We start from the raw sequence: 11,711 nt of genomic DNA on the forward strand, positions 1-11,711 counted from the left end.
AACAACAACCGCTGCTGCGGATCCATCGCCAACGCCTCACGCGGCGACACCCCGAAGAACTCCGCATCAAAACCACCCACACCCGACAGGAAGCCGCCCTGTCGGGTGTACGTCGATGTGCCGGTGCCGTGCAGGTCGTCGAAGGGGGTGAGGTTGTCCCAGCCACGGTCGGTGGGGAAGGCGCCGATGGCGTCCTCGCCCTGCACGAGGAGTTCCCAGAACTGTTCGGGGGTCTCGACGCCGCCCGGGAAGCGGCAGCCCATGCCGATGATCGCGATGGGATCGTCGGCGAGCGCGGCGGGATCGGAGAGGCCGACGGCGGTGACGTCCGTGTGGGTGAACGGGCCTGTGGTCGGCGTGAGTTCGGTCAGGAGGAGTTCGGTGACCGCTTCGAGCGTGGGGTGGTCGAAGACCAGGGTCGCGGGCAGGCGTACGCCGGTCGCGTGGCTGAGGGAGTTGCGCAGTTCCAGCGCGGTCAGGGAATCGAGGCCCAGCTGGGTGAACGGCGTGTCGGGGCGGATCCGGGTGTCGGAAGCGTGCCCGAGCACACCGGCCAGAGTGGTCCGCACGAGGCTGTTCACCGCCTCCCGGCGGCCGGACTCGGGCAGGGCGAGGAGACCCAGCGGAGAGGCGGCGGGGCGTGCCGTTGACGCGGCCTCGCGCAGAGCACGGCGACCCGTGAGGGAACGCAGCAGCGGGGGCAGCCGGTCGGCGGCCCTGCGCAGTGCGGCGCGGTCCAGGCGGAGCGGGAGCGGTGGGCCGTCGGTGTGGGCCAGGGCGCGGTCGAAGAGGGCAAGGGCGTCGTCGGTGGGCAGCGCGCCGATGCCGTTGCGGGTGGCGCGGCCCTGCGCAGCGTCGGCGAGAGCGCTGGTCATGGCGCTGTCGGCCGCCCACAGGCCCCAGGCGACGGACACCGCCGGGCGCCCGTCCGCGCGCAGCCGGGTGGCGAAGGCGTCGAGGAAGGCGTTCGCGGCGACGTAGTTGCCCTGCCCGGGCCCGGCGAAGGTGGCGGCGGCCGAGGAGTACAGCACGAACGCCGACAGATCGAGGTGCCGGGTGAGTTCGTGGAGGTGGACCGCCGCGTCGATCTTGGTTCGCAGCACCGAGGCGAGTCGCTCGGGGGTGAGGGAGGTCACGACGCCGTCGTCCAGCGTGCCGGCGGCATGGACCACGGCGCCCAGCGGGTGCTCGGGTGAGATGTCGCGGAGTACGTCGGCGAGAGCGTCCCGGTCGGCCGCGTCGCAGCTCACGACGGTGGCTCGGGCACCGAGGGCGGCGAGTTCGTCGACCAGTTCGGCCGCGCCCGGTGTCTGCGGGCCGCGCCGGGTGACGAGCAGCAGGTGCCGTACGCCGTGCCGGGTCGCCAGGTGCCGGGCGGTGGCGGAGCCCACGGTGCCGGTACCGCCCGTCACGAGTACGGTCCGGTCCTCGGGGAAGGCGGGGAAGCCGGGAAAGTCGGGTGCGGCGGTTCCTTGCCCGACGGCCGTGGCCAGGGCGAGTCTCGGTGCGAGCAACTTCCCGTCACGGAGGGCGAGTTCGACGCTCTCGTGTCGTGTCGCAGCGCTGAGCTGGTCCTCGGTGGGAGTCGCGTCGCTGTCGAGGAGCAGGATCCGTCCGGGATTCTCCGACGCGGCCGACTTCAGCAGTCCGCGCACGGTCGCGGCGGGCAGGTCGGTGACGTTCTCGCCGGGGCGCGCGGCGACCGCGCCACGCGTGAGCAGCAGCAGACGTGACTCGTCGGCGCGAGCGTCGGTGAGCCATTGCTGAACGAGGGAGAGTGCTCGCTGCGCCGCGGCGTGCACGTCGGGTACGAGTCCGGCGTCGCTTTCGGTGTGGGCCGTGTGCCAGGGAACGACGACCAGGTCGGCGTGCGGGGTGTCCGAGGTGGCCGACAGGGCGGCCTGGAGCTCGTCCGGACTCCACTGGACCAAGGTCCCGAGCGGCTCCCGCTCGCTGCCGGCCTCGGCAGCGGTCCAGGTGACGGTGTAGAGGTCACTGCCGCGGCCCTGGACGGAACCGGGGAGCCGGTCCATGTCGAAGGGCAGGGCGGTGACCGTCGAGGCGGTCAGCACGGGGGCGCCTGTGCCGTCGAGCAGCCGGAGTTCGCATTCCGTCGTCGAGCGCGCATCGATGTGCAGACGCACGCTCGCGGCGGCACGCGCGTGCAGGGTGAGCCCGGACCAGCTCACGAGATGCGGCACGGGCCGGCCGGCTGCCGTGAGCACGAGCAGGGCGCAGTCCAGGAGGACGGGGTGCACGGCGAACCTGTCGGCCTCGGCCTCCGCCGTCTCCGGCAGGGCGGCCTCGGCGAAGACCTCCTCTCCCCGGCGCCAGACTGCTGTCAGCACCTGTGAGCCGGGCAGGTCCAGGTTCGCGTACACCTCGTCCGGGTCGACCGGCACGGCCCCCGGCGGAGGCCAGGCCAGGCCGGCGGCGTCGGCGTCTTCCGTACCGGCCGGATCTTCGAGGCCGCCGACCAGCGTCCCGTGGGCGTGGCGGGTCCAGGGCCGGGCGTCGTCGGACGGGCCGGCGTCGGGGTCGTACGGCCGTGCGTACAGGGCGAAGGTCCAGCGCTGCTCGCCGGGGACCGCCTCGGTGACCGTCTGGATCTCGATCTCCCCGGTCGTGGGGAGCGGCAGCGGCGTGTCGACGCGCAGTTCGGCGAGGTGGTGGGCGCCGAGGGTGCGTCCGGTGTGGAGAGCCAGGTCGGTGAGGACGGAGGCGGCCACGAGGGAGCCGCCTCCGGTGGCGAGGTCGCCGAGCCAGGGCTGGGTACGCGGGGAGAGACGTCCCGTGGCCACCACGGTGGTGGAGTCGGCGAGGCCGATTCCGGCCGAGAGCAGTGAGTGTTCTCCTCGGCGTCCGGCACGGTCCGCGACGGGATCGAGCCAGTAGCGCTGCCGCTGGAAGGGGTACGTGGGCAGCTGCGCCCACCCGTACGTGTCGGGCAGGAGTACGTTCCAGTCGACGTGCCTGCCGGACGCGTGCAGCGCGGCCAGCGCCGCCAGCGCCGTCCGAGGTTCGTCCCGGTCCTTGCGGAGCGTCGGAACGAACAGAGCGTCTTCGCCGCCGTCTCCGAGAGCGGTGCGCGCGAGCGCGGTGAGGGTGCCGTCGGGGCCGATCTCCAGGAAACGTGTCACACCCTCGGCGGCGAGGGCACTCACGCCATCGGCGAAACGGACCGCCTCACGGACATGCCGTACCCAGTAGTCGGCCGACGCCAACTCCCCGTCCCCGGCGAGCTGTCCGGTCACGTTCGACACGACCGGGATCGACGCGGTGCCGTATCCGATGCCTTCCGCGACGCGACGGAACGCGTCCAGCGTCGGCTCCATCAGCGGCGAGTGGAAGGCGTGCGAGACCCGTAGACGCGACGTACGCCGACCCTGCTTCCTGAGCTCTCGAACGACGGGCTCGACAGCGGTCTCGACACCGGCGATCACGACCGCGCGGGGGCCGTTGACCGCGGCGATCGACACCTCGTCCGCACGGCCCTCCAGCAGAGGCAGCACCTCGTCCTCGGCGGCTTCCACCGCCACCATCACACCGCCGGCGGGCAACTCCTGCATCAGCCGGCCACGGGCCACGACCAGGGCGCAGGCGTCCTCCAGGGACATCACGCCCGCCACATGCGCGGCAGCGATCTCACCGATCGAATGCCCGATCAAGACATCCGGACGCACCCCGAACGACTCCACCAGCCGGAACAACGCCACCTCGACCGCGAACAACGCAGGCTGCGCCCACTCCGTACGATCCAGCCGCCCCGCATCCTCCCCGAAGACCACATCACGCAACTCCGCACCCACGTAAGCACACACGGCGTCGAAAGCCCCCGCGAACACCGGGAAGCTCTCGTACAACTCACGGCCCATCCCCAACCGCTGCGCACCCTGACCGGAGAACAGGAACGCCGTCTTGCCGCCGCGTCGGGCGGTCGCGGTGATGACGTCGGGCGATGTGCCGTTGTCGGCAAGGGTGTTGAGGCCTGCGGTCAGGGTGTCGCGGTCGGTGCCGAGGACGACGGCGCGGTGTTCGAACAGGGAGCGACCGAGGGTCAGTGTGCGGGCGACGGCGAGGTCGTCGGTGTCCGGGTGCGTGGCGAGGTGGTCGAGCAGGGCCGTGGCCTGGGCCCTCAGGGCGTCGGCGGTGCGGGCGGAGAGGGTCCAGCAGATGACCGGCGGCGGTGTGGGTCCGGCGGTCGGGGCGGTGTCTTCCGGTTCTGCCGCGCCGGTCGTCTCGGCCTCGGTCGGCGGGGTCTCTTCCAGGATGACGTGGGCATTGGTGCCGGAGACGCCGAACGCGGAGACGGCGGCGCGGCGGGGCCGGCCGGTGGGCGGCCAGGCGACCGGTTCGGTGAGGAGGCGTACGTTGCCCTCGGTCCAGTCGACCTTGGTCGTGGGGGTGTCGACGTGCAGGGTGCGGGGCAGTCGGGCATGGCGCAGGGCCATGACCATCTTGATGATTCCGCCGACGCCGGCGGCGGCCTGGGTGTGGCCGATGTTGGATTTCAGTGAGCCGAGCCAGAGCGGGCGGTCCGCCGCGCGGTCCTGGCCGTAGGTCGCCAGGAGCGCCTGGGCCTCGATGGGGTCGCCGAGGGTGGTGCCGGTGCCGTGCGCCTCGACGGCGTCGACGTCGGCCGGGGCGAGTCCGGCGGAGGCCAGTGCCTGGCGGATGACGCGCTGCTGGGAGGGGCCGTTGGGGGCGGTGAGGCCGCTGCTCGCGCCGTCCTGGTTGACGGCGGAGCCGCGGACGACCGCGAGCACCGGATGGCCGTTGCGGCGGGCGTCGGAGAGGCGTTCGAGGAGGAGGACGCCCGCGCCCTCGCCCCAGCCGGTGCCGTCGGTGGCGTCGGCGAAGGACTTGCAGCGGCCGTCGGGCGCGAGTCCGCGCTGTCGGCTGAACTCCAGGAAGGTGACCGGGGTCGACATGAAGGCGACTCCACCGGCGAGGGCGAGGTCGCACTCGCCCTGGCGCAGGGACTGCACCGCGAGGTGGAGGGCGACGAGGGAGGAGGAGCAGGCGGTGTCCACCGTGACGGCGGGGCCCTCGAAGCCGAAGGTGTAGGAGACGCGGCCCGAGGCGATGCTCGCGGCGCTGCCGTTGCCGAGGTAGCCCTCGACGCCGGGGGGCGGCTCGGGGAACCGGGTGGCGTAGTCGTTGTACATGACTCCGGCGAACACGCCGGTGGCGCTGCCGCGCAGGTCGGCCGGGCGCAGGCCGGCGCGCTCCAGGGATTCCCAGACGGTTTCGAGGAGGAGGCGCTGCTGGGGGTCGGTGGCGAGGGCCTCGCGCGGTGACATGCCGAAGAAGGCGGGGTCGAAGTCGGCGGCGTCGTGGAGGAAGCCGCCTTCCCGGGTGTAGGAGGTGCCGGCGTGGGCGGGGTCGGGGTCGTAGAGGGCGTCGAGGTCCCAGCCTCGGTTGTCCGGGAAGGCGGAGATGCCGTCGGTGCCCGTGTCGACGAGGTGCCACAGGTCCTCGGGGGTGGTGACCCCGCCGGGGTAGCGGCAGCTCATGGACACGACGGCGATCGGTTCCGTGGCCCTGCCCTCGACCTGGCGCAGCCGGGCGCGGGTGCGCTGGAGGTCGGTGGAGACACGGGTCAGGAATTCGCGCAGCCTGTCCTCGCTCACGGAATCGGTCTCCCTTCGGCGGCGGGCGCGCTGGCTCGCCGTGGGGCGTGGGGCATCGGGTTGGCCCCGGCACCACGGGGTGCCGGGGCCGGGTGAGGGGCGGGCGGGTCGCCCGGTGGCCTCGCGGGGACCGGCCGCGGCGCTCCCGGTGCCGGGCCGGTCCCCTGGGCCGATTATGGGAAGCGCGCCGCCTCTTTCGGGCCGTGGGCGGGGGGCTCTAAGAGAACTTCTAGCGTTGCCGGGGCGGCCGGGGTCCGGCTGTCGCCGGGGTCGGCGGCGGGGCCGTCGCTCAGAGGTGGAGGATCGTGTCCAGTGCGCCGTCGGCGGCACTTGGCAGCAGGCCGAGTTCGGCCGAGCGGTCGAGGAGGGTGCGTACGGCGTCCAGGCCCTCGGTTCCGAGGTCGGCGGTGAACTCGTTGACGTACAGGCCGATGTGCTGGTCGACGACGTCCGGCTCCATCTCCTGGGCGTGCCGAAGGACGTAGGCGCGGGAGGCGTCGGGGTCGCTCCAGGCCGCGCGGACGGAGGCGCGTACGGCGTGGGTGAGGCGGCGCAGCAGGGGTTCGCCCAGGGAGCGGCGGGCGACGATGGCGCCGAGCGGGATGGGCAGTGCGGTGTGCTTCTCCCACTCCTCGCCCATGTCGGCCGCGCAGTGCAGGCCGTAGCGGCCGTAGGTGAACCGGGCTTCGTGGATGACGAGTCCGGCGTCGACGGCGCCGTCCCGGACGGCGGGCATGATCTCGTGGAAGGGCAGGACGACGACCTCGCCGACGCCGCCCGGTATCGCGTCGGCCGCCCACAGCCGGAACAGCAGGTAGGCCGTGGACGTGGTGCTGGGCACCGCGACGCGGGCGCCGGCGAGGGCGGCCGGTTCGGTGGGTTCGGCGACCAGGAGGAGGGGGCCGCAGCCGCGGCCGAGCGCGCCGCCGCAGGGCAGCAGCGCGTAGTCGTCCAGGATGTGCGGCAGGACGCCGTAGGAGACCTTCAGGACGTCCAACTCGCCTTTCTGGGCGAGGCCGTTGGTGACGTCGATGTCGGCCAGGGTGAGCCGTGCCTCGGGGGCGTCGGGGAGCAGTCCCTCGGTAAAGGCGTGGAAGACGAACGTGTCGTTGGGGCAGGGCGAGTGCGCGAGGGTCAGCGGTGCCGTCATGGCGGATCCTTCCATCGTGTCCGTGGTGGGGTGGCGGTTCCCTCGGCGGAGCCGTCGCCGGCGTGAGGGCCCTGCCCACCGCCAGGAGGGGCAGCGCCCCGGGCGCGGGACCGGGGTGCCGGTCAGGCGCCTCGGCCGGTGAGCCAGGCGTCGGTGGCCTCGGCGGTGGAGCGGGCGTGGTCCTCCATCATCGTGAAGTGGTTGCCGGGGACGTCGAGGACGGTGTGGGCCCGGCGCCAGGAGGTCTGCCACTCCTCGGGCCGCATCTCCTCACCGGGTTCCGCGGGTACGGGGGGCTCGCTGGAGCGCACCAGCAGCACGGGGCACTCCAGGGGGCCCGGCTCCCATTCCCCGATCATCGCGACGTACCAGCTCATCGCGGTGAGCCGGTCGGAGTCCATGTGCGCGAACAGGGACTCCCGTTCGAACATGCCGGCCAGCATCTGCTGGGAGAAGCGCAGGAACGGGGAGTCGGCGCGCGGCATGTAGGTGTCGAGCAGGACGACGGCGGCCGGTGCGGCGCCGCGCTCCTGCATCCGCCGGGCGGCGGACAGGGCGAGGACACCGCCGGAGGACGAGCCGAGCAGGACCGGAGGGGTGTCTCCCACGGTGCGGTGCACGGCGTCGGCGTGCAGGTCGGCGATGGCGTCGTGGGTGGCCGGCAGCGGCTCTCCGGTGCCGAAGCCCTGGGTGGGCAGGGCCCAGACGTCGCGCCGGCCGCGGAAGGCGGAGGCGAACCGGGCGTACTGGTGGACTCCGGCGAGGGCGACGTAGGAGCTGAAGCAGACCAGCGGTGCGGCGGTGTCACCGGCGGAGAGCCGGATCGCCCCGGGCAGGGCGGGCAGTTCGTCCGCTGCGGTGAAGGTGGGGCGCAGTCCGGCCGCCGCCTGGAGCAGGGTGAAGCCGTCGTCGACGCGGCCGTCGAGGCAGGCCTGCTTGAACAGTCCGCCGAGGGTGTCCTCGGCGCGGATGTCGGGCGTGCCCGGGGTCGGCCCCGGCCGGCCGGTGTCCTGGGCCTGGGCGGCCCGCTCGCCGAGCCTGGCGTGCAGATGGGCGGCCAGGGCTTCGGGGGTGGCGTGGTCGAACAGCAGGGTCGGCGCCAGTTTCATGCCGGTGGCGGTGGCGAGGTGGTTGCGGAGTTCGACCACGGTGAGGGAGTCGAAGCCCTGCTCGGTGAAGAGCCGGTCGGGCTCCACCTCGTCCACGCTCGCGTGTCCGAGCACGGTGGCGGCGAGGTCGCGCACCAGGCCGAGCAGCAGGGCGCGGCCCTCGTCGGGGGTGCGTCCGGCCAGGAGCGACGGGGCGGACGGGCCGGCCGCGGGCCGGCGCCGTGCCGTCGCTGCGGCCGGCCGCAGCATCGACCGGACCCCGGCGCGGCCCGCGCCGGTGGCGACGGCGATCACCGCGGGATCGGTGGTGGTGAGGGCGTCGTCGAGGAGGGCCAGGGCGTCCTCGGTGGGCAGGGGGCGCAGGCCGCCGCGGGCCAGTCGGCCGCGGTCCGCCTGTGACAGGCGGGCGGTCATGCCGCTGGAGTCGCCCCACAGCCCCCAGGCGACGGAGGCCGCGGGCAGGCCGAGTGAGCGCCTGAGGGCGGCGAGGCCGTCGAGGAAGGCGTTCGCCGCCGCGTAGTTGGCCTGGCCGGGAGCGCCGAAGGTGCCCGCCGCCGAGGAGAACAGCACGAACGCCGCCGGGTTGTGGGCCGTCGTGGCGTGGTGCAGGTGCCAGGCTCCGTCCGCCTTCGGGCGCAGCACCGTGTCGAAGCGGGCGCCGTCGAGCGCGGTCAGGACGGCGTCGTCGGTGACACCGGCCGCGTGGATCACTCCGGTCAGCGGGGCGTCGGCGGGCAGCCGGGTCAACAGCCGCTCCACGTTGGCCCGTTCGGCGACGTCACAGGCCTCCAGCCGGACTCGGGCGCCCAGTTCCGTCAGCTCGGCGACGAGGGTGTCCGCGCCGTCGGCGGCGGGGCCGCGCCGCCCGGCGAGCAGCAGGGAGCGCACGCCGTGCCGGGTGACCAGATGGCGGGCGACCGCCTGGCCGAGGGTGCCGGTGGCGCCGGTGACGAGCACCGTTCCCGCCGCGAGGTCCGGCGTGGCGCCCGTGGCGGCGGGTGCGGCGTCGGGATGCAGGATCCGTGCGGCGCGGACGGCGCTGTGCGGGCGCCCGGAGGCGATGGCGGCGGCCGACGCCGCCGCGTCGTCGCCCTCGGTGTCGCCGGACAGGTCCACCAGCTGGAACCGGCCGGGGTGTTCGGCCTGTGCGGCGCGTACCAGGCCCCACAGGGCGGCACCGGTCACGTCCGGCAGGACCACGCCGAGGGCGTCGGCGTCCTGGCCGGCGGTCACCGCGGAGCGGGTGACGAACACCAGCCGGGCGTCGGCGTACCGCTCGTCGGCGAGCCAGCCGCACATCAGCTCGTGGGCGCGGGACAGGTGGCCGCGGACCGCCTCGGGCATGCCGTGGCCGTCGGGGTGGCGCGGCTCGGCGGCGACGATGACCACCTCGGGCATGGTCATGCCGGTGTCGACGGCCTTGCCGAGGGCTTCGAGGTCGGCGTAGGTCTCCAGGTGTACGCCGGCCGCGTCGAGGGCGGCGGCCACCCGGTCGTCGCCCTCGCCGAGGACGATCCAGCGCACCGTGCGCGCGGCGGGCGGCTCGGGGGCCGGGCGGCTCTCCTGCCAGTCCAGGCGGAGCAGTTCGGGCCGGTCCGGTCCGGCGGCCGGGGCGGCGGCCACCGTGCGCAGGGTGATGGCGTCGGCGGTGGCGACGGCCCGCCCGCCGGTGTCGGTGACCAGGACCCGGTAGCCGTGGTCGTGGTCGGCCGGGGTCAGGCGCACCCGGAGCGCGGTCGCGCCGGTGGCGTGCACGGTCAGTCCGGTCCAGGCGAACGGCAGCATGGGCGCCGCGGCCTCGTCGTCGCGCCTGCCGGGCCGTGCCACCAGGAGTGTCTGGACGGCCGCGTCGAGCAGCGCCGGGTGCAGCACGTGCCGTGCGGCGTCCTGCCGGTACGGCTCCGGCAGCGCGACCTCGGCGTACATCTCCTCGCCTCGCTCCCACACGGTGCCGAGGCCCTGGAAGCTCGGCCCGTACGTGAAGCCGGCGGCGGCGAAGGCCTCGTAGGGGTCCTGCTCGGAGACGACGGAGGCGTTCGGCGGGGGCCACGCGGTCAGGTCGTCGGCCGGTACGGACGGGGGTTGCGGGGCGAGGGTGCCCTGGGCGTGCCGCTGCCAGTCCCCGTCGCCCGTCCCGGGCCGCGACCACACGGCGAAGGCACGCCGTCCGTCGTCGGCGGCCACGTCGACGGTGACGTGGAGGTCCACGGCGTCCTCGGCGGGCACGACGAGCGGGCGGAGCAGGGTGAGTTCGCTCAGGTGGCCGCAGCCGGTGCGGTCGCCCACGTGCACGGCGAGGTCGAGGTACCCGGTGGCGGGGAGGATGACCTGGCCGAGGACGGTGTGGTCGGCGAGCCAGGGGTGGCTGCGCAGGGACAGCCGTCCGGTGAACAGCAGGTCGTCCGAGCCGGCGCGGGCGATCTCGGCCGCGAGGAACGGGTGCTGCGCCGCGCGCAGTCCGGCCGCGCCGGGATCCCCGGCGGGTGCCACGGTCGGCAGCCAGAACCGCTGCCGCTGGAAGGCGTAGGTGGGCAGGTGCGTGGTGCGGGCGCCGGGCAGGAGCGCCGCCCAGTCGAGGTCGGTGCCGTGTGCGAACAGGGTGCCGACGGCCCGGAGCAGGCAGTCGGTCTCGGGCTTGTCCCGCAGGACGGCGGCCACGAGCACCGGCTCGTCCGCGGCGGCGGACTCGGTCTCGGTCAGGGCCGACTCGGCGAGCGTGGTGAGCGGGCCGTCCGGGCCGACCTCCAGGAAGCGGCGGGCGCCGAGGCCGTACAGCTGGGTCACGCAGTCGTGGAAGCGGACCGGCTCACGCACGTGCCGTACCCAGTACTCGGGGTCGGTGAGCCGGCCGGTGTCCGCCGTCCGGCCGGTCAGGGCGGAGACGACGGGCAGGTTCGGCTCGTTGTAGGAGATGCCGGCGGCGACGGCCCGGAAGTCGTCGAGCACCGGGTCCATCAGCGGGGAGTGGAAGGCGTGGCTGACCCGCAGCCGGGTGGTGCGCCGGCCGGCCGCCGAGAAGTGCTCGCAGATCCGGGCGACGGCCTCCTGCGTACCGGAGACGACGGTCGCGGCGGGGCCGTTCAGGGCGGCGATGCCGACTTCGTGCTCGTGTCCGGCGAGGAGCGGCAGCACCTCCTCCTCGCCGGCCCGGATCGACGCCATCGCACCGCCGGACGGGAGTGCCTGCATGAGGCGGCCGCGGGCGGCGACCAGGGCGCAGGCGTCGTCGAGGGAGAAGACCCCGGCGACGTGGGCGGCGGCGATCTCGCCGATGGAGTGCCCGGCGACGAAGTCCGGGCGTACGCCCCACGACTCCAGCAGCCGGTACAGGGCGACTTCGAAGGCGAACAGCGCGGGCTGGGCGTGCTCGGTGCGGTTCAGCAGCTCGGCGTCGTCGCCCAGGACCGTCTCGCGCAGTCCGGGAACGCGCTCGCAGACGGCGTCGAAGGTGTGCGCGAACACCGGGTGGGCGGCGTGCAGTTCGCGGCCCATGCCCGGGTGCTGGGCGCCCTGTCCGGTGAAGAGGAACGCCGTGCGGCCGGTGCCGCGTGCGGTGCCGGTGACCGTGCCGGGCAGCGGCACGCCCTGGGCCAGCGCCGCCAGTTGGGCGGTGAGCCCGTCGCGGTCGGCGCCGACGAGGACGGCGCGCCGGGGGAACGGTGTCCGGGTGGTCGCCAGCGCCAACGCGGTGTCGGCGAGGGCGACTTCGGGGTGCTCGGTGACGTGGTCGAGGAGTTGGGCGGCCTGGGCGCGTAGGGCGTCCCGGCTGCGTGCGGTGACGACCCAGGGGACGTACGAAGCGTCCGCGACCGGGACGAC

3 protein-coding genes are annotated in these 11,711 nt (G+C 74.3%); all 3 read right to left on the reverse strand.

All coding sequences use genetic code 11. From position 1 onward, the window contains the following. Positions 1–5,633: type I polyketide synthase (locus ACZ4MF_RS47915; RefSeq protein WP_467500634.1), on the reverse strand; the 5,633-nt coding region annotated here is incomplete at its 3' end. 289 nt (positions 5,634–5,922) lie between these two features. Then, positions 5,923–6,783 carry a 1,4-dihydroxy-6-naphthoate synthase gene (locus ACZ4MF_RS47920; RefSeq protein WP_467500636.1) on the reverse strand — a complete coding sequence of 287 codons (861 nt, stop codon included), beginning with the start codon at positions 6,781–6,783 and terminating at the stop codon, positions 5,923–5,925. Positions 6,784–6,905: 122 nt separating this feature from the next. Beyond that, positions 6,906–11,711, reverse strand: a 4,806-nt coding sequence (locus ACZ4MF_RS47925) for an SDR family NAD(P)-dependent oxidoreductase (RefSeq protein WP_467500637.1), incomplete at its 5' end; no start/stop codon positions are given.

Source organism: Streptomyces sp. NPDC025793 (assembly GCF_055558375.1).